We start from the raw sequence: 24,979 nt of genomic DNA, 5'->3' as shown, positions 1-24,979 counted from the left end.
GAACCAAGTAAAAGGTTTAAGTGATGAGTCCCGGGCCGCAACCTCAATTTACCAACGTATTATGTGCACTGAAAAACCCAAGGTTTCCTGAGGGCAGATCGTATTTGCCCCAAACAGCAGCGCGTTGGCCATGACCCAAGAGCGGGTCAACCACCGTCTGCAGCAATCAATTCGTTGGCGACGCGGGTACTGCGTAGAATTTCCGATGGGTAGTTATTGTTGTGGATCAATTTGCTCAGCGAATAATCCGGCTCGTCCTGGCGCATATGTGTCACCAAACGATCAAGCTTTTTCGTTTCACCTTTGTAGGCATATAGCAGCGTCAAATACCGCAACGGGGCCCGGAAATCGGGTTTGAGACGGAACGAGGCCTCGCCCGCGCGGATCGCCTCGTCGATGTGGTGCGATTTGGCGGCAGCAATGCAATAGAATGTCTCAACCGCATAGCGATACGGCCCATCGCCGGAAATGCTGCGGGCGAAATTGGCGGCGGTCATGGCTTCGGGCAATTGCCCCAATGTATAAAGCGCCGCAGAGCGAAAGCTCCAGGCCAGCGGGTTAGACCGGTTGGCCTCGATGGCGCGGGCGGAAAGTTCGAGGCCATAAGCCGGATTATCCAGCAAATAGGTATAGATGTAGGAGGTCAGCGCCAGAACCATCGAATTATATGGGTCCAGCTCGAGCGCCCGGCTGGCCAAATCCTCGGCCTCATCGCGCAGAGCTTCCTGAGCAACGAGCCGCTCGCCTTTGAAAAAGGCAAGGATATAGGCCGACCACGCCAAAAAGATGCCGCTGGGTTCGGCTTCGTGGTTGACGGCCAGCTGATGGCGCGCCAGTTCCAGGTCTTTGTTTTGATTTCTAAAAATCAATCGGATGGCGCCAAGTGTCCCGCGTTCGAGATACCGCAGCTCAGGGGATTTTCGATCAGGTGAAGCAGGATTGAAAACGGTTCGATCCACGCTGGTATTGACCAGACGGTGCATCTGGGGAGTTTGCAACAGGTCTGTTGGATCAACTGGCAAAAGCTCGCTGCGGTTCCACAGCAGGCGTTTGTCGGAACTGCGCGACATTTGCAGATTTGTGGCCACTTGTGAGGCGCCATTGGCGGCGGAGCTGCGCAACCAGAACCCGGATGCGGTTTCCTGATCAATGTTGAAGTCGGGGTCTTCTTCGTTGGCTGAGACGATGCGGATGGCGCACCAATCGGCCAGGGTTTGGCCAAAGGCGTTGGTGACCGCGTCATTGTGAAACAAAGCGCTTTCGCGTGCCGAATCGATGTACAAAATCGGTGCCGGGCGGCGTTGGGATAATTTGGCGGCGTTGCTGCGTTCGGTCTCTAACCATTCAACAAATTCCGGGTCACGGATAGAGCTGCTTTCGAGCAGTGCCGCGCCGTCTGCCGGTTTGAAATCGGGCGCATCCAGATCCCTCAAAAAGGCACCGGGTTTGAGGCTGACTGTGTTGTGTTCGGTGCGGATCAGATCGCGCAAATCGCCAAAATGGCGGCGGATGGTGTAGATTTCATTTTTGAGGCTGCGCCCGCCCTGAACCGGCTGGCGATCGCTCCACAGCTTGTCGATCAGATATTCTTTGGAGCGCGACATATCAGGTGCCAATAGCAACAGCCCCAAAAGCCCTTGGGCTTTTGCGCTTTTGCGTGGTGTCAGGTCACGGCCGTCCATGGCCCGGATTTCAAAAGACCCAAACAATTGCGCTTTTGCCAATGGGGCCTGTGGGGTGCGCATAAAACCTCTTTGATCGTCGCCTTGTGTCTTTTGCAAGGTATCAAAGGAATACGATCCTGCATAGCGCTGGTCAAAAATCGGTCAAAACGCCACGGTTCAACCGCACGTTGCTTGACCCAGAGCCCTATCCGCTCTGATCTTTTAACCGAGGCGGAACAAAAGGAATATTTAGAATTCTACCGCCTTTGCTTGGGAAAGGGAGATATATCGATGGGTACGAATTCTTATGCGATGGCGAGCATGGCTTCAATGGCAAGCATGGCCTCGATGGCGAGCATGGCCTCAATGGCCAGCTCAGGGGGAAGCCAGAAGTCGTTGACAACTGAGGCGGTTCCGGCTGCGGCGTCTGGGTCTTTGATCGGAGCGCGCGACGGCATTGTCGGACATTATGAGCCGCCTGCGGTTGTTCCAGACCATTTGCCATTTAATTCGATGGATCATATGGCGTTTATGGAAACGGGTGTTCGCATTTCCGCCATCCAATCCGAGCTGTTTTCCGAAATTAAATTCGACATTGGCGAAGAAGAGTTTTCGGTTTCGGATCGCGCCACCAATGGTGTCATCGCCAGTATCAAACGCCCCGATATAGGCGAGTTCCAAAAGCAGCTCGATTATATTGCAGCCTATGCGGATTTGCGCCTTGACCGGGCCCCTGAGATTTACGCGCAGGTCGGTGAAATCATGTCGGTGATTGGTCAGACCATTTCTTTGCACCCGCAGCGCCATAAATGGACAATCGAATATTTGTTTGTCGCGGTGGGCGCGGTCATCGAGATCGAAAAGCGCTTTAAGGCGGTGATGAATGTGCGCCGTCCGTTTGAGCTTTCGTCACAGATGCAGCCGATGATCACCACCCCGGCGCATAGTGCATTCCCAAGCGGTCACGCGACAGAAGCCTTTGCAATGTCAGAGGTTTTGGCGGCGATTGTGGATCATATGGACGGGGCGCAACAGCTCACCGGGCGTGTGTCGCGCCGCGGTCAGATGCAAATGCAGGCCGCCCGTGTTGGGGTGAACCGCACAGTGGCGGGGGTGCATTACCCGATTGATACATTTGCAGGTGCCAGCCTGGGAACGGCTTTGGGCCAATATATGGTGCGCCGTTCGCGTCCGGCGGGTGCCGAAGCAGACATGCGCGGGTTGCGGTTCGAAAGCCCATGGGATCCGGCCGTTGGCGGTGACACACCCGACTTTGGTTTGGCCGATTTCAATACCCAAGCCGAGGGCCCGGATGGGGGACAGGCCGGGGCCTATGTTCGCCCGCAAACAGCGTTTGCCGTACCAAATAGCCCGTCGATGGCCTGGCTTTGGAACAAAGTCGCCGAAGAATGGGCTATTCCTGCGGCACCAGAGGCACCTGCGGGGGCAGGGGTATGACTCTTACCTGGACATCGCGCCCAACGGCGCAGGTCGATCCGATGGGGGATTGGCTTGCCCAGAGTGACGGGAGGGCAGGTTCCGACGCTTGGCGACCTCGGATCATCTATACAGAGACCAGCGTCGCCGCCAAAGTGAATGCGACCGATATGCAGGCGTTTTTTGCAGCCCAGAGCGACTATCGGGTGACGCAGCATGACCTGAACCACTGGATGCATTGCAATCTGCAATCAGGCACCACCGGATTTGACAACGGGCCAAACGAGCTGATCGTGTTTGAACACGTTAAGAGTGACAGCGACAATGACAGCTTTGATTTGGACCAGAAGATGGGGGCCCATTTGGGCGTCGCGTCTCCTGAGCATATCACGGTTGCTGCAATTGGTGCAGCGGCCAGCGGGATTGCCACGCGTGCCGCCCCCCAAGCGACGCAGGCAGAGCAGCCTGTGGTGATACAATCGCGATATCACGAGGAGACCAAATCCGATGAGGGGCCTTTGGTTGTAACGGCCATGATTGACCACGCGATACCCTTTGCGAACAGCCGATTTCGTCAATCGTTGACCGAAAGCCGCGTGGATGCGGTTTGGTTGCAAGGGCGGGGCGGGGCGCATCCGTCGGGCGATGTTGTCATCGGTCGGGCGTTGTTTGCGGCTGACATCGATCAGCTTTTGACGCCGAGTGTGGCCGAATTGGGCGGCGATGCCGCGGTCTATACCCAGCTTGCAAATCCGGCAGGTGGCATGTGGCAAGCGGGGGACCGGCCCTTGGCGCAATCCTATTGTCATGGCGGCATGATGTTGGATATCGCCGCTGGCCGACAGTTGGAGGACCCCAAGGCGGCGCGGCATCGCATCCTCGCGGTCGAGCTCCCGCCGCAATTGGTGGCCCAGACCAACGGGTTTATGCATGAAATCTATGTGAAATCTGCAATGAACTGGGTTTGGGACACGGCAAGCCAGCTTTATGCGGACACCCCGCATGAGGTGTTGCTGAACTATAGTTTTGGCGATCACAGTGGGCGGCATGATGGCCAGGGGCTCTTGGATGCAGATTTTCAGCTGCGACTGGATCGAAGCGAGTTTGCTGCCATTACCGTGTCTGCGGGCAATGCGTTTCAGGCCGATTGTCATGCCGAGCTGACCGGGGCGGAGATTGCCGCCGGGCAGGAGCTTTTCCTTTGCCTGCAGCCCGATGACAAAACCGCCAGTTTTGTTCAGTTTTGGTTGGAAGGCGATTATGACGAGCTACCCTTTGTTCTAAGCGTCACGCCGCCCTCAACAACCGGTTTCACACCGCCACCTGCGCCATTGGCTGGCGACGGTGATCTGCAGGACATGGATGATCCTACTGAGGCGTTGGCCCGGCTATATGTTCAGCGTGACGAACCCGATTATGCGCTTCCAGCCGGAGCCGTTGGCCGGGCGCGCACGCGGGTGACTTTGGCGTTGCGGCCAACCGCAAGCGATGATCCCAAAGCGCGCGTGGCCCCAGCGGGGCGTTGGACTTTGGCGTTTGGGCCAAAGTCAGATGTGGCGTTGGATGCTCAGGAACGGGTGATGCTTTGGGTTGAACGGGGGGACAGCCTTGCGGGGTTTCCACCGCGTGGACGTCAGGCCTATCTGGATCACCGAAACCATCAACGGCGGCTCGGGAATGGGCGCTTGGATGAGGCATTGTCGGTCACTGGCGATCCTATAAAACGACGCAACACGATCAGCAGCAATGCCTGTGCGCGTGATGTCTTGGTGGTGTCTGCGACCCGAGCGAGCGGGTCGGGCGCGTTTGCGGCCTATTCTTCGGCAGGCGCGGGCACCAACCCTGCCGGGGACGAACCATCGGGGCCGGTGGCGGGGGTTGCGATTGAGCTGTCGGATGCGCGCCGCTCTATGTTGGCCTCGGGGACCGGGTCGGGCACGGTGCGTTTGGCCAATGGCACCAGCGCCGCCGCAGCAAGCCTGTCCCGCCGGTTGGCGGATGCGATTTTGGATGGTGAGGTCGCAGTGGGAACAAACACAATAACCCAAGATCTGCGCGCGCATGTTTTGACCCTCGCAAACGCGGATCCTAGGCGTGACACCGCCCGAGGTGGTGCTGGCCGCATCGCGAATACTGATCGACGCGAGCAGATGCGCAGACGATCCTAGGCGCGCAAACATCACAAGAAACGCCAAGGCGTGCGATCTACGCCTTGGTGACAACAATTGGAAAAAGCGTCAGAAAATGTGTTTTTTCAGATTTTTTGACCCAGGATTGACCCAGAATTGACCATCGCCACTAGGTGACCTGCTAAGAATTATCCAAGCCGCGATAGACGGCTGGCGACTCAGGGACGTGGATATGTCAGGAAGCTTCCGCTTTCTTAGAATTTACGCGCAATACGGCGCAGATATACGTGAATTTGAAAGAACTGAGGCGGTCTCTTCGGTTCTTAGCGCTGTGGTTTCTGAGTTTGAGTACCCAGTGAGTTGCCTGATCGGGGCAAAGGTGAGTTCGCAATGGTTAAAAGTCGGAGAGGCATCTTCAAAAGACGCCTCGGCCTTGGATTTGATCTTTGAAATGCAAGGGGTCGGCTTTTTGGAAATCGTGATGCGCGACGCCGACGGTGTCGTCTTTTACGGAGGGTGGCTCGAGAAGGGGGAAACCTATCGGCTCACCAAGGAAATAGTGAACGGTTACCGTGTGATTGATGTGAAGACCTCTGGCGGAGACGTCAGGCGGCATGTGTATTCGGACCGGCATGGGTATCAGCCGGTATATGAAGGAGCCCCCGTTCCGGCCGAAGTTGCCAGACGGTTGCGCCAGCAAATAGCGCGATGAAAGGGCACAAGAACTATGTTGAAGGAGTGGATACATGAGTGACAAGCTCAAGGTCGTAGGTGCAAAGGCGCTTTTGGGGCGTCCGGTACTGCGTATCGTCCGAGGTGACGAAGCCACAACATCACCGCCCACGACGCCCGACCCCAGTTGGGAAGAGGATGAGCTAGACGCCTTGGCGGCCTATAGCGATATGGAGCATGTGAAATTCGTCAATTTCGCCTCTGCTCAGAACAGGGTGGATGAAGAACCACAAGACGATCAAGAAATCTTGGTCAGCTTTTCCGGGCACAAATAACACGGTGCAGAATTCGGCGCGGCCACGTGATGAACCGCGCAACTGAAATTTGGGGTATGTCCGGTTTTACGTTTTGGACCACGAGGTTTTTGGGCGGATATGTGTTTTTTGAGTTCACGCTTGTAGTATTTTTCCCCTCACCCCAAAGCCATCGCCTCTCTTGGTCACTCCGAGAGAGGCGATGCGTATTTCAGCCCAAGCTTCAGCCCAAAGGGCCATAACTCATTGTCGAAATTGCATGGGGTTCCGCATCCGGGGCCGTTCAACAGAATTGCCCCTGCGTCCTTTATTCGCTTTCACGAATGTGTGCGGCTTTGTTAGTCTCGTCTGGCATTTACGGCAGGAAAGATTTGATGAAAGACGTCACAGCCGCAGATTTATTGACGGCACTGGCTAGGACTGTTTTGGATTCCCATGAGTGGAACAATGCCCTTCGAGAGTTATGTGACTATTGCGGGGCGTCCAAGGCGTTGATTTCACGACGCTCTGTAAAAGATGCGCAAATCATTATTCCAACACAGGTTCGAGACCAATGGCAAAGCCCTTTGATCTATGGGTTTTCCAAGCAGGACGTCGAGAGTTTTGCGACACAATTCGGGGCCGTTGATCCCTGGAACCAAATAGAAGCACAGAATTTCCCCTATACCCCATATGCGATGCAACGGTTCTTGCCGATAAAGCAGCTTCGTGAAACGGCGTTTTGGCAGTGGCTTGAACCCCAGGGAATTGTGGATTGCATCGTTGCCAAAATTGATCAGGACGAGAGCGGCTGGACCGCGCTTAATTTGCATTTGGATGCGGATCAGGCGCGCGATGTCGATGGCGTTTTGCAACGCCTTGCATCTGTCTTGGCAGATGTGTCGGCGATGTGGACGGCCGGCCGCGATGTTTTTATAGCCCGATCAGGTTTTCGTCCGGTTCCTTCGATTGTGGATTATATGTCGGACCCTTGTATCGTCTTGAATGTCCAAAATGTTGTGTCTGATGTTAATCCTGCGGCCTCCGAATTGTCTGCCGCGGGGACCGTGGTGGCGAAACCGAAATCAAAGTTGCAGCTTCCCAAAACGTGGCAGCGCTATTTGCCCTCAAAGTTGCATGATGTCGCCAACCTGGACGGTGGCGTGGGCATGGAAAACTGGCAGCCTTTCGTCGCCAGAGACGTGCGATTAGAGCATCTCTCGGGGGAAGAGGATGGCTATCGCATTGTTTTTATTGTTCGCAAACAAGCTGCTGCTCTTGAGGTACCGGATTGGAACCATGCCGATTTGAATGAGCGTGAAAAGCTATTGGTGCGCCATTTGGCCCAAGGCGGACAGGTCAAAGATGGCGCGGCGTTATTTGGGATTTCAGTGCGCGCAAATGCAGATATTTGGAAATCGGCGCGTTTGAAACTTGGCGGTCTCAAAAAGCAGGATTTGGTCTTGCGAAACCGGGACTTCATCAAAGATGAAGAAAGATGAAGTTGAAATTTCGGGCAAAAATCAACAAGTTCATTCTGTGTGAGTGTGTTGTGTGAGACGCCGTGTTTGGCTTTTTTCTATGAAGTCGCGCCGGGATGAGGGGAAACCCATCTCCCGGCGCTATTTTTTCGCGCATGGTCTTTGGGGCATGATTTAAGGCGCATGTATTGGGAATACATGTTTTGTGATACATGATTGGGGATACAGGGCCTCAAAGAGATTTTGCCATTTGACGCAATTCGAACTTCTGGATTTTCCCGGTCGAGGTTTTGGGGAGCTCTAGGAAGACCACTGCCTTGGGCGTTTTGAACCCGGCCAGCCGATCTTTTGAGAAGCGCATGATCTCCTCCGGGCTGACGCTGTGGCCGTCTTTGAGTTCAACAAACGCACAGGGCACTTCGCCCCATTTCTCATCAGGCTTGGCCACCACGGCGCACAGCAACACCGCTTCGTGATTCATCAAACAGGCTTCGACCTCGACCGATGAAATGTTTTCCCCACCTGAAATGATGATGTCCTTGGCGCGGTCCGCGATCTGAACATAGCTATCGGGATGTTGGATGGCGATGTCGCCGGAATGGAAATACCCCCCCTCAAAGGCCTCTGCCGTGGCACGTTGGTTTTTGAGGTAGCCCTTCATAACCCCATTGCCGCGAAACATGATTTCGCCCTTGGCTTTGCCATCACGGGTAATGTCGTTAAGCGTCTCATCGGTCACGCGCACCTCTTCGATGAAGGGCATGGCGACCCCTTGTCGGGCTTTGATCGCAGCGCGTTCGTCGCCTTCAAGATCATCCCAACGCGGGTTCCATGTGCATTCGGTGGCCGGGCCGTACACTTCGGTAAGCCCATAAACCTGCGTGACGTTGAAACCCATTGGTTCGATTTTGGCCAGCGTGGCCGGGGCAGGTGGGGCACCGGCGGTAAAGACTTCGACAATGTGATCAACCGGGCGCTGGGCGTCAGGTTCATTCACCAACATATTCAATACGATTGGCGCACCGCCAAAATGGGTCACACCATGGTCGGCAATGGCATCAAAGATCGCCTTTGCGGTGATATCGCGACAGCAAACCACCGTCCCACCAAGGGCGGGCATCATCCAAGTGTGGCACCAGCCGTTACAATGAAACAATGGCACGATGGTCAGGTAAATCGGGTGCAATGTCATGCGCCAGCTCAGCACCTGGCCCATTGCGTTGAGATACGCGCCGCGATGATGGTAAACCACACCCTTTGGGCGCCCGGTGGTGCCCGAGGTATAGTTGAGCGCAAGGCTTTCCCATTCATCTTCGGGCATGATCCAGTCGAAATCCGGGTCACCGGATGCGAGAAGATCTTCGTATTCCATATAATGACCATGGGCGTGGACACCGGCATGATCATCGGCCACTTCGACGATCTGCGGCGGGGTGGTGGCCATTTGCTCAACCGCCTGGGCCAAAACCGGTAGAAATTGCGGATCACAAAGCACCACCTTGGCCTCGCCGTGCTCAAGGATATAGGTGATTGTATCCACATCGAGCCGGGTATTGATCGCGTTCAGCACTGCGCCACAGGCAGGCACGCCGAAATGCGCTTCGGCTTGGGCCGGGATATTGGGTAGGATCGTCGCAACAACATCGCCCGGAGTGATGCCCAGTTTGCTCAGACCAGAGGCAAGCCGAGTGACACGGGTGATATAGTCGGCATAGGTTTTGCGATGCGAACCATAGACCACGGCCAAGTGATCAGGCCAGATCGTTGCGGCGCGTTTGAGAAATGACAAAGGCGTTAGCGGCACATAGTTGGCGTCGTTTTTGTCCAGCCCTGTTTCGTCACGCATCCAGCCCATGATGTTCCTCCGTCATTCAAGTGGTTGGGTCACTATGCGCAGGGAAGCCTTTGGTGAAAAGGGGGATTCCTTGTTGGGGATTGCGGCGTTACAGTGCGCGCATGATCATATCACCCGGCCGCCGTTTCATTTTTGTCCATATTCCGAAAACGGGCGGCACCTCGATGGCGCTGGCGCTGGAAGAGCGGGCGCATCGTGATGACATTTTGATCGGCGATACGCCCAAAGCGCGCAAACGCCGCGCCCGCGTCAAGAGTTTGAACGCCAAAGGGCGGCTTTGGAAACATTCGAGCCTGTCCGACATTGATGGTGCGTTTAGCGCTGGGCAGATTGGTGAGATGTTTTGTTTTACCCTTGTGCGCAATCCGTGGGATCGTCAGGTGAGCTATTACCATTGGCTACAAGAGCAAAGCTTTGATCACCCCGCTGTGACATTGGCAAAGTCTTTGAACTTTAGTGGATTTTTGCGAAATCGTTTGACGATGTCGACGCTGATCGCCTGGCCTTATGGGCGCTATATGCGCGACGCAACCGGGCGTGAGCGCGGCGGTTTTATTCGGCTGGAACGGTTGGCGGAAGACATGCAGCCCTTGGTGGATCACCTTGGGTTCACCCCCGAACTGCCCCACGAAAACCGCTCAGAGCGGGCGGGGTATCGGAGCTATTACGATGATGATTTACGTGATCTCGTCGGGCGATTATGCGCCGAAGATATCGCCCGTTTCGGATATGCCTTTTAAGCCAGCAGACGATCAAAGCGCTCTCGCAGCGCATCAGCTGGCCAATGCCCCCCAGCAAATAAATCCAACATCAAAGCGCCAAGCACCAGTGTGAGCGCTTCGTCGGACTTGTCCGCTCCGGTGATCGCGGTGATTTCAGAGCGGTAGTTTTCGATGGCCTGTACCATCGCCGGATCTTGTGCAACCTGTGTGGGTGACATGGCGCGGATATAGTCAAAAACCAGCGCCATTTCCGCGGCAAACCCATCCCGCATCCCGGTCGCCAAATCCATCATTTGATCTGTCGGACTTCCGGTTCTTGGAGTCGCCTCTTGCGGCGTGGTCGCCACGGCGGTGGCGGCAAGGAACAAATCCTTTTTGGTCGGAAAGTAGTGGTACAGCGCGCTTTTTGAAATGTTGAGAGCGTCGGCGATTTTACGCATTCCCAAGCCAGAATAGCCGTTTTGGGCAAAAAGGGCGGCTGCTTGCCCTGCCAATTGCAGGCGATAGGCGTCGTGATCAATGATCTTTGGCATGTTTATGGTCCGTTTGGTCGAAAAAGATTGACAGGAATGGGCAGCTAAGTCCATAGGGGTTTGTTTTGGACCATTTGGACGAAAAAAGGGTAATGGACGCAATTTTACTGTCATGAGGCGGCACCATTTGGTTGCGGGTGCCCCAATGAGAGGGGTGTTTTGCCGACAAAAGGCAGGGGGCTTGCTGCGCGGTCCAAAAGTCGGTGCCGTCAGTGGCACATCACCTTGTACGACCCGACCTGTGAGGGTCTTTTCTTAACCTTTGTCACGTTCTGAGTGACGGGAGCCAAACCATTTTAAGGAGAATTTGATGGCACAAACCGGTGGGGTTTCAAGAGAGCACGATCCTTCCCTGCGTCAAAAATGGGCGTTTGCAGCCTTGCATGGGAGTATCGTGGCCTGTTGTGCATGGGTGGCTTTTGGAGGCCTTTCTCTGGGGGATCCAATTCGGGCCAAAGTGTTGGCTCTGTGCGCGGCTTTGTATTTCCTACGCCATCTGATCACCTTGTTTGTATTGCTAAAACGCAACGTTGCGTGGTCGGAAGTGCTTGGCCTTTCGGGCTTTATAGCAGTGTTTGAAATTGGTTTTGTTTTGCTCGGAGGGAAGGCGTTTGGCGGTGAGCCTTCCGCGTTATCGGCGCTGGATTTGGGGGCCGTTGCGTTGGTTTTGACCGGGTCATGGCTCAATACGTGGTCTGAGTTGCAGCGTTGGTTCTGGAAGAAATTGCCCGGATCAAAGGGGCGCGCCTACACCCTGGGGCTGTTTGGTCACTCGATGCATATTAACTATTTCGGCGACTCGGTCTTGTTTTTCGGTTGGGCATTACTGACCCACTCCGTCTTGGCATTTGCCATTCCGCTTCTGATGACGGTTGGGTTTGTCTTTTACCATATTCCCGGATTGGACACCTATCTTGTGCAGCGCTATGGTGCTGAATTCAAATCATATTCAGAGCGTACAGCCAAGTTTGTCCCATACCTGTATTGAGCGCCCGTCCTGTTCGACTGCTATGCGCAGAGAGCGCGCAAATCTCTGCCCGCGCGCGACGATTTGGACGCGCAATGATGACCGGATCAAAGCGTTTCTAGAACGCGCTGTATCACGGCGGTGCGACCCCCCGGAAAGAGGAGCGACACCGCGAATAGCAACTGAAGGCCGATGATCAGGTTGAGCAGGGTCGCGAAAGGTTGCTTTCGCGTTTTATGCCGCAACCTGATCTGAGCCAGTTTCGCGCCCGGACTGCCGCCCGCGACGGCAAGCCCCAACAATGTTTTCTCGGGAATGCGCCATTCATGGGTTTTGGCCCGGCGTTTATCGACCCAGAAGGCCAGAAACGCCGCGACGTTGATCACGCATCCATAGATCAGCGCGGGAAGACCCCACGTGCTTATGCCCAAAACCAAGAGCGCCGCCTCTTAGCGAACCGGTTCAAACAAGGCGTCTTTTAGTTTGCAGTCTTTGATCACGTCACGACCGCAGGGGACAGGTTGCAGATCCTTGGACAGGCATAGGCGGGCTTCGGAAATGAAACCGTCCCGGCAGGTGATCGTCAGGTTGTCGGCGGTCCAATCTGGGTTGGCTTTTAAGAAGGCTTCTTCAACCACGGAGGCAGGGAGTTTGACGCTTTTGTCCAACTTGCGAAAAATCGCGGGTCGGGTGACGCTGTCATAGGCTTGGCGGGACAGGTCAAAATAGGCACGCGCGCTTAGACCTGAACAGGTGCCGTGTTTCTTCCACTGGTGCCAAGCCAAGCCGGATGTTCCCATAATATCAACCATTTCAGAGGTCATGCCACGCGATGGTTGGCGCTCTACAGTCGGGCAAAAGCTTGGCCAGCCACGGTGAAATTGCGGCCACAGTCCATGAAGCACCCAGCCGTAATCATGACGGTCTTCGCATTGCTCAGAGCGTTTGGAATCGCCTTCGATTTCGCACCAATTGGGTGACCAGCTCATTGCCAGCACGTAATAATCAAACTCGCCCGATTTGTCGCCTTTGGCAAAAGCTCCGCTGACCATAGTCAGCCCAATAGCAGCCGCGGACAGGCAAGTTTTCAATAGGGTCATCACGATACTCCACATTCGCGCGTAGGGACTTTGGGTTTGGTTATTTGGTAGAGCACTGGCGCGGCGGCGTCTATCGCTTGTTAAGGGGGAAATCACCGGCAAAAGTGGCGGCAAAATTGCTAAAAAGCGCATTTTCCCTTCCCTCTTGCAGGGGTTGACACTATATACCGGCCAAGTTTCCCTACAACGGTAACCCGCCCCGGCCTTGCTGGGGCCGCCCAAGGCCAAAGCCTCGGGCGGGGCATATAGCTATTTCGGGACCAAAATTCGCAAGGAGTTTACATCATGGCAAAGCTGCTGCACCCCAAAGCGACCGCCGTTTGGCTGGTGGATAACACCACGCTGACGTTCAAGCAGGTCGCGGATTTCACCGGTTTTCATGAGCTGGAAGTGCAAGGCATCGCAGATGGTGATGTTGCGGTTGGCGTCAAAGGTTTTGACCCGGTTTCGAACAACCAGATCGAACAGGAACAGATCGACAAGGCGGAAAAAGACCCGCTGTACAAGATGAAGATCAAGTTCAACCCCGCCGCTCATGACGAAGAAAAGCGCCGTGGCCCACGCTATACACCGCTGTCAAAACGTCAGGATCGCCCGAACGCGATTTTGTGGCTGGTCAAGTTCCACCCGGAATTGAGCGACGGACAGATTTCCAAGCTTGTCGGCACAACCAAACCGACGATCCAATCGATCCGTGAGCGCACCCACTGGAACATCCAGAACATGCAACCCATCGACCCGGTTGCGTTGGGGCTGTGCCGTCAATCTGAGCTGGATGCTGCCGTTGCCAAAGCCGCCAAGGCCACCGGCACCGTGATGAGCGATGACGAGCGTCGTAAACTGGTTTCGACTGAGCAGAGCCTTGAGATGGAAACAGAGCCACGTCTGCCGTCGTCCATGGAGGGTCTGGAGACGTTTAGCCTGTCTGACCCACGAGGGGATGATGAAGACGAAAAGAGCGATGCCGATTATTCGGATGCCGATAGCTTCTTTAACCTACCTGGCGGCGATGAAGACGACGATGCCAAGGAATAAGCTTCGTTTCATGTGAATGACCCTAAACCCCGGCCACTGCGCCGGGGTTTTTTGTTTCTCAAACAGGAGCTTAAGTCTCTGGAAACACCGTTGTGTTCTTGGCCAATCCGGGGCGTGTCACGGTGCGTTTGAAGCGGTCAGAGGCTCGACACAAGGTTGCCTGAGAAGGGATGGCGTAAGATTACCGACATCTCGCATTCAAGAAACCACTCACCCGATTTATCGGATGTGTGTGACAGAAGTGTCAGCTGATTTTGAGGAAGTACGGTGGTGGCGTGGGGGAGACTTGAACTCCCGACCTATCGATTATGAGTCGATCGCTCTAACCAACTGAGCTACCGCGCCTGACCGTGCGCGGTGGGTAAGGCAGGGGGGCAGAGTCGTCAAGCACAATCCGACAAAAAACTGTCAAAAAGATCGGGTTTTATGGCGGGACTCAATTTCAACCAAAAGGAGCGATCTTTCGCTCGGCCTAGACGTGCAAAAACCGGGGGCAGAACCGCAGTTTGACCGGGTGAGAGTGGCGCATTCAAAGCTCTGAGTTCATGCCCCCCGTCTTGGAACGCGCCGGAACGGGGGAGTGTAGAAGATCGCTGTGACCGCGTTACTTTACGATCTTTTCATCTTTGACAAACATGTTCGCCCATGCACGGTCCACGAGTTCGGGTGTCATTTTGTATGGGATGCCTTCGAAGTCGCAGACCGACATCATCTGATCAATCAAAAACACAGGCTGGTAGTTTGCAAAATTGTTGTTGATCGTCGGGTATTTGGTCTTGAGCAAATGCACCAGGCTGGCTTCATCCAACTGCATCTTTTTCTTGCGGGCAACCAGCGCGAAAATTTTGAGGAAGTTTTCCTGGCTTGGGCCGTCAATTTTGATCTTGAAGAAAATCCGGCGCAGGGCCGCTTGGTCAAAGATCTCATTTGGGTGAAAGTTGGTCGAGAAAATAACCAAAGTGTCAAAAGGCACTTCGAACTTTTCACCCGATTGCAGAGCCAGAATATCCTTGCTCTCTTCGAGCGGAACAATCCAACGGTTGACCAGTTTCTGGGGCGGCTCAGCCTGACGTCCAAGGTCGTCAACGATAAAGATGCCGCCGGAGGACTTGAGCTGAAGCGGGGCTTGATAGGTGCGCGCTGTGGGGTTGTAGACCAAATCGAGCATGTCGAGCGACAACTCACCCCCGGTGATCACTGTCGGGCGCTGGCAATACACATAGCGGCGGTCAAATTGTGCCCTGCGGCGCAACTGGTTTGGGTTTTCTTCATCTTCCGTGGCTTTGGAATGCACAATTGGATCATAGACCGTGATTACCTGACCGGAATATTCAATCGCCCGCGGGACATAGATTTTGTCCCCCATCGCGTCACGAATACCATTCGAGATCGAGGATTTTCCGTTGCCGGGGGGGCCGTACATCAAAATGGAGCGGCCAGAGCCAACCGCGGGGCCAAGGTTGCCGATCAGATCTTCGGGTAAGATCAAATGGCCCATGGCACCGGTCAATTGTTCGCGGGTGATTTGAATGTTGCGGATGGATTGGCGCTTCATCTGCGCGCGATAGCTTTCGAGCGGGATCGGCATCGGGCCGAAATATTCTGATTGCGCCAGGGCATCCAGAGCACGGGCTTTGCCCTGATCCGTCAGCTGATAGGGCATTTCGCTGCTCACTTCACCGGCGGCACCCAATGTCCCCATCGCTTCGAGAAGGCCCTGTCCTCGGGCCAAGTCGATCAGCTCTTGGGTGATGGGAACCGGTAGGGCGATGGCCCTGGCCAGATCGGTGACTTTGTTGATGTTTTTGCGAAACTGCGTTTTCAGCAGGATGTCGCGCATCATAACAACCGTCAGCCCGACGTCGTCCAATGACTTGGGGGAGGGGGGCGCCATGACTGCGCCGGTCTGCATATTCATTGCTCGTTATCCTGCCGCTTGGGGTCTTTGGGGCAGCATGCACGGGCTTTGTGGCAGGATATGGGCCTGATCGCGGAAGTTGATTGACATCGCGTGAATAAAACAGGGGCGGTTCTGGGGCCAGCGCGGCCCCAAATCGCTGTTTTACTGCCCGAACGCGACACCCATGACGAGATAGGCGCAGACCATCAGGCCAAGGCCGGTGCCCATGGGCAGGGTGAATTGTTTGCCCCCGCCAACAGAGTCTGGGTTGTCTGGGTCACGCATTTTCCAAGTCGCCCAATGCGGGGCCATTTTTTTGAGCGGGCTAAAGGTGACCAGCAGGGTTGTCACGGTCGCCGCCAACATGGCCGCGATGCCGATAAACATCATCAAACGCAAGTCACCCTGGTGGATGAAAAGCGCAGCGACAGCCGCGAATTTCACATCCCCTGCGCCAACCTGACGGGCCATCCAAAACAGGAAACCCACTGCAAAAACAACGCCATAATGGGCAAAGCGCCACAGGTATTCCATCAGCGGCATCGTGAAAATGCCGATCACAACAAAGACTGCAAACAAGGCCCAAACAGTCAGGTTACTGATCTTCTTGAGCTTCATGTCCACATAAAATGTGTACAGCCAGATTGGGATCACAAAGATCGCAAACAAGGCAGCTTGAAACGCTGGGATATGCATCTCAGACAGGCCGGTTAGGTGTTTTCGAGCGCATCAAGCGCTGTTTTGGCCGCCTCAAAGTGACGGGGATGGGTTTCAACCGCATCGCGCAAAAGACCTTTTCCGGTTTCCACATCGCCGCGTTTGATCGCCGCAAGGCCCATGGAATGGAGCAACTCTGCGCGTTCCACTTGTGTCATTGGCACGACGGGAAGCGTGTATTTGCCCTGAGCCCCGCGCGCCAGAACAAGGTTGTTTTTGGCGGTAAACAGGGTGGTGTCCTGGCGGATAGCGTCATTAAACAAACGCTCTGCTGCGGGGTAATCACCGCGCGACAGTTTCGAATACCCCCAGTTGTTCAGAACCGAGGCGGGTTTTGTCGTCAGCCCAACCGCAATTTCATAGAAGCTGTCCGCTTTTTTCCAATCCTTGTTACCGTCAGCAATCATTGCCTCGAGACGATAACGTTTGAAGGTTTCGTGGGTCGGAGGGATCGCGTTCAAGACCTTTTCCGCCTTGTCCCACTCATTGGATCGGATCAAGGCATCGGCCAGATTGACGCGATCGTCATTGGTGGCATCCTCGTGATCGACCACTTTGGCCCAGGCGATCTTTGCTTCGTTGGTTCGCTTGGCGCGCACCAGAGAAAGGGCCAATCCGCGCATCAAGTCGATCCTGTCCGGATCCGCGGAGGAGGCGCGTTGGAAATAATTCACCGCTTCATTGGGGTCACCAACCGTGAGCATGACCTCATTGAGATTGGTTTCATCCACAACGTTCACGCCTTGGAATTTTCGTTCCATTTCAGCGGTATCGATGCCTTTTTCACAGCCCGATAGCGCGACAATTCCTGCCGCGGCGATAGATACAATTGTCAAGTGGCGCATTGTGCCTGCGTCCTTTTACTGCTCTGCCTCATCTGCTGTTGCGCTGCGGATCGTGTATTGTCCGCGCCCTCGTCGCACCAGCGTGTAATCTTGTTCTAAGTCTTCAGCATAAACAGAATTTTCCTGTTTAGCTATCGCCAACCTCAAATTGTCACGAATTGCGTCACTTTCGCCATTATCCATGGCAAATGCGCGACGCAAAACGCCGACCGCCTCAGCGATTTCCCCCTTTTCGATGAGCAAAACCCCCAGATTGTTCCAGGCTTCGGGCCAATCTGGCTCTTTCTTGATGGCACGGCGCAGTTGCTTTTCCGCCTGTTGCAGGCGGCCAAGTTCCAAATTTGCCGAGCCGAGCGCAACCAAAACCTCGCCTGTGAGGCCCTTTTGGCCAGCGGCGCGCGTATAGGCGTCGAGGGCCAATTCGTATTGATGCGCTTCCATAAGTCGGTGTCCGACCACCAAGCCGTCAACGGCCTCTCCGCGGGGATCCAGTGCTGGCGCAAAAGGTGATCCGTCAGACGCGTTTTGGCCGCCCAGATCGCAGGCGGCCAAAAGGGTCAAGACTGATAGTGCGGCGCCTAAAGGGGCCAAACGCATGATTATTGTCCGATATTGCCCATTTCCGTGATGCCAACCGCAGAGGGACCAACAAGGATGATCAACAGCGGCGGCACTGTCAGCATCATAGTGGTAAGCGTCATCTTTGTCGGCAACTGGTTTGCTTTTTCTTCAGCACGCATGACCCTTTTGTCACGCATTTCGCCGGCATAGACCCGCAGGGCATCAGAAATCGACGTACCAAAGGTTTGTGCCTGGTTCAAAACGGTTACAAATGAGCTCACATCCTGGACACCACAACGCTCAGACATATCGTTGAGAACCTGCGTTTTGTCTTTACCGGCTTTCATCTCGTGGCTGATGATTTCGAATTCATCGGCCAAAGCAGGGTAGGACGCACGCAGTTCCTTTGAAATCCGCACGATGGATTGGTCCATCGACTGACCCGCATCCACGCAAACCAGCATCATATCAAGCGCATCTGGAAAACCACTTTGAATTTCTTCTTTGCGTTTTTCGACCCGTTTGTTCACCCAGTATTTGGGGCCCATGTACCCAACCGCGCCGGGGATGAGGATGTACATCAGCTTTTGTTGCATGGTGGCCTCGGGGCCATTCACGAACATCAGGAAGTAGACGATACCACCGCCCAAAAGCAGCAAGCCAAGCGCCATTTGTGCGAAGAAATAGATCTGAACCGCATCTTTGGTGCGATACCCAGCCTGCAAGAGTTTCATCCGAATGTCGGACAGCTCTTTTTCATCCTGAGGTTCAAGAAACTGAGAATATTTGTTCAGTTTTTGGTTCTTGCTCTTTTCCCGAAGGACCGCCTTGGTATCGTCATTCATCCGATCCTGGGCGGATTTTTTGAGCTTGTCCATCGGATCGGGTTTGGCGTTCAGCATCATCGGGATCGTGGCGAGGATCAGGACAAAAGCCAGTCCGGCAACCACAATCAACGGGCCAGCCGGGCCAAGCAGATCGGTGATCATTGTGTTGATCTGTTCAAACATGTCTTGGCTCCCTTAAACCTTGATGTTCACAAGCGCACGCATCACAAAAACGTTCAGCGTCAGCATGATACCCACGATAAAGCAGGCTGGAATGAACCACGGATGGTCAAGCACTTCGTCGTAATAATCGGGTTTGGCGACCTGAATGAAGATCAGCGCACCAACCGGGAAGCCCGATAGGAATTTACCAGACCATTGCGCCTCGGCTGTGATCGCTTTGACGCGGCGGAACAGACGGAAACGGGCGCGGATCACCTTGGCAAGACCTTCGAGGATCTCGGCCAAGTTACCACCGGCTTGCTGTTGAATGGCCACGGCCACCGCGAGAAAGCGTAAATCCTGCATATCAAGACGCTCGGCCATATGTTTGAGCGCTTCACCCACGTCGCGGCCATAGGTGGCCTCATCGGCGATCACGCCAAATTCGGTGGCCAGCGGATCTTTGATCTCTTTGGACACGATTGTGATGGCTGAGCTGAACGGGTGACCAACGCGTAAAGAGCGCACCATCAGTTCAACAGCGTCTGGCAACTGTTCTTCAATCATGCTCAGGCGCTTTTTGGCCTTGTGATTGACCCACATATAGACGCCGCCAATCCCCATGACCCCGGCCATGATCACGCGCACCGGAAGCGACGCTTCGGTGCCGATAGTGAGGCCAAGAAACGCCCCAGCCGTGGCAACGCCCATAACCATGATCAATTGTTGTGGGGTAAAGGCGATGGAGGCCTTTTGCGCTTTGTCCGCCAAGAGCGAATAGAGCGGAAAGGAGCGCGATTTCATGTGTTGGTCCATCTCCTTGCGGAGTTTGGCCAAAACGTCTTCGCGGCGCTCGCCCTTGTCGAGCATTTCGAGGCGGCGGTTAACCTTGTTGGACAGGCTGATCGATTTGCCAAAGGCCACCAGATAGATGCCGTTGACCATGACCAAAACGCCAAGGAAGATCATGCCGTAAATAATTGGGGCTGCACTGAGCATTGTTCTTACTCCGCTCGGAAGGGTTCATAGATCGAGGACGGCACGTCATAGCCCCACATGCGGAAGCGTTCTGAGAACGCCGAACGCACGCCGGTGGCGGTATAGTGGCCAAGGATCTTGTTGTCAGGGGACAGGCCAACGCGTTGGAAACGAAAGATTTCTTGCATGGAAATCACATCGCCTTCCATCCCGGTGATCTCGGTGATCGAGGTCATCCGACGCGAGCCGTCCTGGAGGCGGGATGCCTGCACGATCAGGTTCACAGCCGATGAAATTTGTGCGCGCATCGCTTTGAGCGGCATTTCGATCCCGGCCATGGCGATCATGTTTTCCAATCGCGCAACACCGTCGCGCGCCGAGTTGGCGTGAATCGTCGTCATCGAACCGTCGTGACCAGTGTTCATCGCCTGCAACATGTCGATAACTTCTTCGCCACGCGTCTCCCCAACGATGATCCGGTCAGGACGCATACGCAGAGCGTTTTTCAAACAATCACGCGGGGTTACCGCGCCTTTGCCTTCGACGTTTGGCGGGCGGCTTTCCATCCGGCCCACATGCGACTGCTGCAGCTGAAGTTCCGCAGTGTCTTCGATTGTCAGGATACGTTCGGCGTCATCAATGAAGGATGACAGCGCGTTAAGCGTGGTTGTTTTACCAGAACCAGTACCACCAGACACAATGATATTGAGGCGGGTGGCAACGGCGGCTTGCAAATAGACCGCCATTTCTTCGGTAAAGGCCCCAAAGTTCACCAGGTCATCAATGCCCAGCTTGTCCTTTTTGAACTTACGAATAGAGACGAGCGAGCCGTCAATCGCAACTGGCGGAACCATGGCGTTGAAACGCGAACCGTCTTGCAAACGGGCGTCAACGTAGGGGTTGCTTTCATCAACACGACGTCCCACCGCTGATACGATCTTGTCGATGATCCGCATCAGGTGCTTTTCATCTTTGAAGGTCACATCAGAAACCGACAGCTTGCCGTTTTGTTCGATGAAAATCTGGTGCGGACCGTTAACCAGAATATCCGAAATTGATTCATCCTTGAGCAAAGGCTCAAGCGGGCCAAGGCCCTTCACTTCATCATAGAGGTCCGCGATCATCGCCCGCCGCTCGTCGCGGTTCAGAACAACACCTTTTTCCTGAAGCACTTCAGAGGTGATGTCGGTTATCTCTTCGCGCAGCTCGGCCTCGGTTGCGGCGTCAAGCGCGGCGAGGTTCAGGTTTTCCAGAAGAGCGCGGTGCATTTCCAGTTTGATTTCGCCCAGACGCTCTTTGCGTTTCTTTTCTTTGTCAGCCGGAGCAACGCGGGCTGGCGTGTTAGGCTGCACAACGCGGCGCGTAGCTGTTGGTTCTACAGGGGGTTCAGCTGCCGGGGCAGGGGCAGCGGCCGGAGCCTTGGCTTTTACCGGTGCCGCTTCGGAAACCTGGTTTTTCTTATAGCGCGAAAACATTTATTTTCCTCGTTCTCAAGCGGCTTCGGCGTCGGAATTGCCGATCGCATCAAGCTGAGCTGCTAGTTTTACAAATTCTTTGCGAAGCGGATTTTTGGGAACGTGGTTCGCCAGCGGCAGACCATGATCACAGGCCTGCGCAACTGGGCGGCCGCCGTCCGGCAGCTGTAGATCCAGCGCGATGCCCAACCCATCGGCCATGCGTTTTACGCGGCCCTTGCCTTGAAGATCGGTGAATTTCGGAGCGTGGTTCAACACGTAGCGCAATTTGTCATAGGGCAGATCTTCGGCCTGCAAAGCGCGTTTCAGACGCATCGTATTTTGCGCCGAGCGCATGTCGAGCCCGACCATCGCAAAATAGACCTGGGCTTCGTTCAGCACGGTTTCGGTCCATTGCACGATGGTGTTTGGCATATCGACGATGACGTAATCAAAATGATCACGCGCCACATCCAACAGGGCCTGAACCTCGGTTGGGCCGATCATGTCCAATGGCAAGATGTCAGACGGCGAGGTAAAGACCTGAAGCTTTTCCTCATAGCTGACGAGGGCCTGGCCAAAGCTGTCACCATCCATGGTTTCAACATCGGAAAGCAGCTCAAGCACGGCTTCGCGGCGCGGCAAGTCCAGATAGGTTGCGACGGTGCCAAACTGGAGGCCAAAATCGATCAGGCAGACCTTGGGGGCATTTTCGTCACGCATCGTGGCCAATTCATAGGCCAGATTGACCGCCATTGTGGTGGCTCCAACTCCGCCAGCAAGCCCTTGGACCGCAATCAAAACTCCATCGCCGCCGCCGCTTAATTTGACCCCGTCTTTGCTGGTGTCCTGCGACTGGTGCACCGGTTGAGCCGGTGGCTTGCGCATCCGCTCGACCGCTGCGGCAAGTTCACCCTCAGGCAACGGGTAGGGGACAAACTCGTCCGCGCCCTGACGCAGCAGTTGATGAAGCGAGGCTGGCGTGACGTCTTCGGCAATAAGGACAACTTTGATGCCGCGTGCTTTGGCCCCGGAAATGATCCCACCAAGTAAGGTGAGGTCGGGCTCATCAATGGCGTCGATGGCCATTGCAACAAATTCCAAACCCTCAGCTTCTTTTTGGTTGAGAAAGGCTAGGGCTTCATCGAAACCAAGATCCCCCCAACTCTCGCCGAGAATAGTTTCCATATCTTCAATCAGGAGATCGAAGTTTTGTACATCGCGGCTAATTGTACAGGCCGCAATCGGTAATGGGTCTGTCTGGTTTGGTGTTACACTCGTCATAGCCTTACGTCCTTTCCTACGGGCCGGAGCGGAAAGGTGGAGAAACTGCTCATTCGCCACCCAATTTCCGAACCCGATGCACCGACTCACTGCGATGCTTTGATCCTTTGCCAAGGAAATTGACCGGGAAAGGCGGCAACATTGGGGCCAAAAAGCCGAAATTGTACGGTATTTCTGGACGGTGAAAACAAAAAGGCGCCCCAGTAGGGCGCCCTTGTTCACAAAAACATATTTGGGTTAACCGTCGCCGCCATCGGCACCCTGGTCAACATTGAGATCACTGCCAGCCAATCCGGTTAGTCCGGTTGTGGGTTCGGCGCTCCGAACATATTCGCGGTAAACAACCTCGGCGTATTTCCCATCCATGACGGTCGGATGACGCCCGACAAAACCCGAGACTTCGGTGACTGTGCGGCGGTTGCGACGTTCGCGGCCATCGGTCACGATCAGAGGTTGAGTTTCGCCATAGCTTACGACGGCCTCAAGGCGGCTGCGGTCAATACCTTGAGAAACAAGGTAATTTACGACAGTTCGCGCCCGGTTCATGCCGAGACTCTTGTTAAAGCCATTGCCGCCGACTTTGTCAGTATGCCCGTAGACCTTAAAACGGACTTCGGGGAATTGGTGAATCCAGCGCGCTTGTTCGCGTAGCGTATCAATCGCACCCGCATCCAATTTCGAGCTGTTGAAGGCAAAATTCACCGTGGTCATGACTTCGGAGGCAAAGCGCTGAGACAAGTCAAAAACGAATTGCTTTTCTCCGTTCATGATTTGGGTGTTGTGCATTGTGGCGTTGCCGAAATGGCCCGTGTCAATCAGGGCACCCGCTTCGCGGTGAAATGCCCCGGCGACCGGGTCGTTGCCGCAGCCAGCCAGTGCAAAACTGATGGCGATGCCGGTTATGGTGGTCCTGATCATCTGTCCAAGCCTCCGCTTAATCCATCACATAGCCGTAAGAGCCGGTGAAATCTTGTTTCGCCACCTCTCCGGCTGCGCCAGTTTTTGGTGTTCCGGCCACACGCCCACGCAGGAACAAATCACGTTCGGTCGGTGGGGTGACACGATCTGTCGGCAAAGCCAGAGCTTCGCCTCGTGTTGGTGTCACAAGGTGCGGGGTCACAATAATAACAAGTTCGGACTGTTCGCGCTGATATTCCGCACTGCGGAACAGGGCCCCCAGAACCGGAACATCGCCAAGCCAAGGCACTTGACCATTCAGGTCGGTAAAGTCATCCATCAACAGACCCGCGATGGCAAAGCTTTCCCCATCGCGCAGCTCAACCGTTGTTTGGGTTTCACGACGTTTGAACGCAGCAACGGTGATGTCCGACAGGCTGATGCCGTTCGTGTTGTCGATAGACGAAACCGCCGCTTCCATTTCCAAGTTGATCAGATCGCCATCCATAACGCGTGGAATGAAGTTCAGCTCAACGCCAAATGGTTTGAATTCGATGGTGATCGTGTTGTTTTGCTGAGACACGGGCACCGGATATTCACCGCCCGCCAGAAACTTGGCTTCTTGCCCGGAGAGAGCCGTCAAATTTGGCTCGGCCAATGTGCGAACGACGCCTTTGGATTCCAACGCTTCCAGAAGGATCCCAACTTCGAGCCCCCCCATGTTGAACCCAAGCAAGGCGGCACCTTCGGTGTCGATCCCTTCGGGGAAGAGTTTGTTCGCAACCTGATCGACATGGGCCCCTGGGGCCGCATTGCCGGTGCCGATTTCGAGGCCCAAGTCGCCACCAAGAACCGAACCGCCCGTCGCCAAAGACGCGCGCAGCTGTTTGCCAACAGTCCGTTGCATTTCAGCAAAGCGAACCTTGAGCATTACCTGTTGGATGCCGCCAACTGTCATCAAGTTGGACACGCGTTCCGGGGCATATCGTTCCGCTAGATCCAAGGCGCGCTGCATGCGGGCCGTAGACGATGCGGTGCCCGACAGGACAATCCCGTCATTGGCAGTCCGCACTTCGATTTTTTCGTCTGGTAGGATTTGTCTCAGACGTTCTTTGAATTCAGTAACGTCTGCAGCAACCCGAACATCCACATTGGCGATCAGCCGCCCCTGTCCATCCAGAAGGGTCAGCGTCGTCGTGCCCGGCGATACGCCCAGGACATAAATAGACCGATCGGAGAGTGTCGAGATATCCGCAATAGAGGGAGCGGCAATCGACAAGTCCTCAAAGGGCTGGTCGGTTTCCACCACCACCGCGCGGTTCATCGGCACGTTCAGCACCTGTTGCGTCCCACTGCTTACGACGCGCAGCGTTTCCGCCTGTACCATGGATGCAGCCGGAGCCACAGCCAATGTCAGCCCAAGTAGGGCTGCTTTCATGAAATTATCAATTTTCATGTGACCTGCC

The 24,979-nt window shown here is 54.9% G+C and carries 23 protein-coding genes and 1 tRNA gene; 8 read left to right on the top strand and 16 right to left on the bottom strand.

The window, feature by feature from the left end; all coding sequences use genetic code 11:
• Positions 1-146: 146 nt before the first annotated feature.
• Positions 147-1,745, bottom strand: a complete 1,599-nt coding sequence (locus ACRBB0_RS16285; protein WP_431375507.1) for a hypothetical protein — start codon at positions 1,743-1,745, stop codon at positions 147-149.
• A 210-nt stretch (positions 1,746-1,955) separates the two neighbouring features.
• On the opposite strand from ACRBB0_RS16285, the gene ACRBB0_RS16280 reads away from it, so the two are divergent.
• The 5 genes from ACRBB0_RS16280 (at position 1,956) to ACRBB0_RS16260 (ending at position 7,697) form a co-directional block, all read left to right on the top strand.
• Positions 1,956-3,122, top strand: coding sequence for a phosphatase PAP2 family protein (locus ACRBB0_RS16280; protein WP_431375506.1), 1,167 nt, complete (start codon positions 1,956-1,958; stop codon positions 3,120-3,122).
• Entirely contained in the window at positions 3,119-5,269 is a 2,151-nt protein-coding gene (locus ACRBB0_RS16275; protein ID WP_431375505.1) for a hypothetical protein, read from the top strand. Before ACRBB0_RS16280 ends, ACRBB0_RS16275 begins: the two co-directional genes overlap by 4 nt.
• A gap of 193 nt (positions 5,270-5,462) precedes the next feature.
• Positions 5,463-5,942 carry a hypothetical protein gene (locus tag ACRBB0_RS16270; protein WP_431375504.1) on the top strand — a complete coding sequence of 160 codons (480 nt, stop codon included), beginning with the start codon at positions 5,463-5,465 and terminating at the stop codon, positions 5,940-5,942.
• Between the two features lie 34 nt (positions 5,943-5,976).
• A complete protein-coding gene (locus tag ACRBB0_RS16265) occupies positions 5,977-6,237 on the top strand; it encodes a hypothetical protein (RefSeq protein ID WP_431375503.1) in 261 nt (86 codons plus the stop codon).
• A 353-nt stretch (positions 6,238-6,590) separates the two neighbouring features.
• Positions 6,591-7,697, top strand: coding sequence for a hypothetical protein (locus ACRBB0_RS16260; protein WP_431375502.1), 1,107 nt, complete (start codon positions 6,591-6,593; stop codon positions 7,695-7,697).
• Positions 7,698-7,908: 211 nt separating this feature from the next.
• On the opposite strand, the gene ACRBB0_RS16255 is transcribed toward ACRBB0_RS16260, so the two are convergent.
• Positions 7,909-9,531 carry an AMP-binding protein gene (locus ACRBB0_RS16255; protein ID WP_431375501.1) on the bottom strand — a complete coding sequence of 541 codons (1,623 nt, stop codon included), beginning with the start codon at positions 9,529-9,531 and terminating at the stop codon, positions 7,909-7,911.
• Between the two features lie 101 nt (positions 9,532-9,632).
• On the opposite strand from ACRBB0_RS16255, the gene ACRBB0_RS16250 reads away from it, so the two are divergent.
• Positions 9,633-10,271 carry a sulfotransferase family 2 domain-containing protein gene (locus ACRBB0_RS16250; protein ID WP_431375500.1) on the top strand — a complete coding sequence of 213 codons (639 nt, stop codon included), beginning with the start codon at positions 9,633-9,635 and terminating at the stop codon, positions 10,269-10,271.
• Here the strand turns inward: ACRBB0_RS16250 and ACRBB0_RS16245 are convergent.
• Complete coding sequence (locus ACRBB0_RS16245; protein ID WP_431375499.1) at positions 10,268-10,786, bottom strand: helix-turn-helix domain-containing protein; 519 nt, start codon at positions 10,784-10,786, stop codon at positions 10,268-10,270. The two genes, ACRBB0_RS16250 and ACRBB0_RS16245, sit on opposite strands and share 4 nt — an antisense overlap.
• A 310-nt stretch (positions 10,787-11,096) precedes the next feature.
• Here ACRBB0_RS16245 and ACRBB0_RS16240 point away from each other — a divergent pair, with 310 nt between their 5' ends.
• A complete protein-coding gene (locus tag ACRBB0_RS16240) occupies positions 11,097-11,774 on the top strand; it encodes a methyltransferase family protein (RefSeq protein WP_431375498.1) in 678 nt (225 codons plus the stop codon).
• An 86-nt stretch (positions 11,775-11,860) separates the two neighbouring features.
• Here the strand turns inward: ACRBB0_RS16240 and ACRBB0_RS16235 are convergent, their stop codons facing one another.
• On the bottom strand, positions 11,861-12,190 hold the full coding sequence (locus ACRBB0_RS16235; protein WP_431375497.1) for a DUF1294 domain-containing protein: 330 nt from the start codon (positions 12,188-12,190) through the stop codon (positions 11,861-11,863).
• Positions 12,191-12,202: 12 nt separating this feature from the next.
• The gene (locus tag ACRBB0_RS16230) at positions 12,203-12,853 is read right to left on the bottom strand and encodes a ribonuclease T2 family protein (protein ID WP_431375496.1); all 651 of its coding nucleotides are present in this window, start codon (positions 12,851-12,853) and stop codon (positions 12,203-12,205) included.
• Between the two features lie 285 nt (positions 12,854-13,138).
• Here ACRBB0_RS16230 and ACRBB0_RS16225 point away from each other — a divergent pair, with 285 nt between their 5' ends.
• Positions 13,139-13,888, top strand: coding sequence for a DUF1013 domain-containing protein (locus tag ACRBB0_RS16225; protein ID WP_431375495.1), 750 nt, complete (start codon positions 13,139-13,141; stop codon positions 13,886-13,888).
• A 268-nt stretch (positions 13,889-14,156) separates the two neighbouring features.
• Here ACRBB0_RS16225 and ACRBB0_RS16220 read toward each other — a convergent pair.
• From ACRBB0_RS16220 to ACRBB0_RS16170, 11 genes are all read right to left on the bottom strand, one after another.
• Positions 14,157-14,233 (bottom strand) — tRNA-Met (locus ACRBB0_RS16220).
• Positions 14,234-14,492: 259 nt separating this feature from the next.
• Positions 14,493-15,806, bottom strand: a complete 1,314-nt coding sequence (locus tag ACRBB0_RS16215; protein WP_431375494.1) for an ATPase — start codon at positions 15,804-15,806, stop codon at positions 14,493-14,495.
• Between the two features lie 144 nt (positions 15,807-15,950).
• Positions 15,951-16,484 carry a prepilin peptidase gene (locus ACRBB0_RS16210; protein WP_431375493.1) on the bottom strand — a complete coding sequence of 178 codons (534 nt, stop codon included), beginning with the start codon at positions 16,482-16,484 and terminating at the stop codon, positions 15,951-15,953.
• A 14-nt stretch (positions 16,485-16,498) separates the two neighbouring features.
• The gene (locus tag ACRBB0_RS16205; RefSeq protein ID WP_431375492.1) at positions 16,499-17,350 is read right to left on the bottom strand and encodes a tetratricopeptide repeat protein; all 852 of its coding nucleotides are present in this window, start codon (positions 17,348-17,350) and stop codon (positions 16,499-16,501) included.
• A 15-nt stretch (positions 17,351-17,365) separates the two neighbouring features.
• Positions 17,366-17,947: a tetratricopeptide repeat protein gene (locus ACRBB0_RS16200; protein WP_431375491.1), complete on the bottom strand. Its 582-nt coding sequence runs from the start codon at positions 17,945-17,947 to the stop codon at positions 17,366-17,368.
• Positions 17,948-17,949: 2 nt separating this feature from the next.
• A complete protein-coding gene (locus ACRBB0_RS16195; protein ID WP_431375490.1) occupies positions 17,950-18,921 on the bottom strand; it encodes a type II secretion system F family protein in 972 nt (323 codons plus the stop codon).
• Positions 18,922-18,933: 12 nt separating this feature from the next.
• The gene (locus ACRBB0_RS16190) at positions 18,934-19,899 is read right to left on the bottom strand and encodes a type II secretion system F family protein (RefSeq protein ID WP_431375489.1); all 966 of its coding nucleotides are present in this window, start codon (positions 19,897-19,899) and stop codon (positions 18,934-18,936) included.
• 5 nt (positions 19,900-19,904) lie between these two features.
• Positions 19,905-21,353, bottom strand: a complete 1,449-nt coding sequence (locus ACRBB0_RS16185; protein ID WP_431375488.1) for a CpaF family protein — start codon at positions 21,351-21,353, stop codon at positions 19,905-19,907.
• Between the two features lie 15 nt (positions 21,354-21,368).
• Positions 21,369-22,616 (bottom strand): AAA family ATPase, encoded by a 1,248-nt coding sequence (locus ACRBB0_RS16180; protein ID WP_431375487.1) that lies wholly within the window; start codon positions 22,614-22,616, stop codon positions 21,369-21,371.
• A 237-nt stretch (positions 22,617-22,853) separates the two neighbouring features.
• Positions 22,854-23,534, bottom strand: a complete 681-nt coding sequence (locus ACRBB0_RS16175; RefSeq protein WP_431375486.1) for an OmpA family protein — start codon at positions 23,532-23,534, stop codon at positions 22,854-22,856.
• Positions 23,535-23,550: 16 nt separating this feature from the next.
• The gene (locus ACRBB0_RS16170) at positions 23,551-24,969 is read right to left on the bottom strand and encodes a type II and III secretion system protein family protein (protein ID WP_431375485.1); all 1,419 of its coding nucleotides are present in this window, start codon (positions 24,967-24,969) and stop codon (positions 23,551-23,553) included.
• Between the last annotated feature and the right edge of the window lie 10 nt (positions 24,970-24,979).

The organism is Pelagimonas sp., from assembly GCF_050633425.1.
Lineage (GTDB): Bacteria > Pseudomonadota > Alphaproteobacteria > Rhodobacterales > Rhodobacteraceae > Pelagimonas.
Note: the sequence above shows the minus strand (reverse complement) of the source record. Positions and strands in the feature narration are given on the sequence as shown.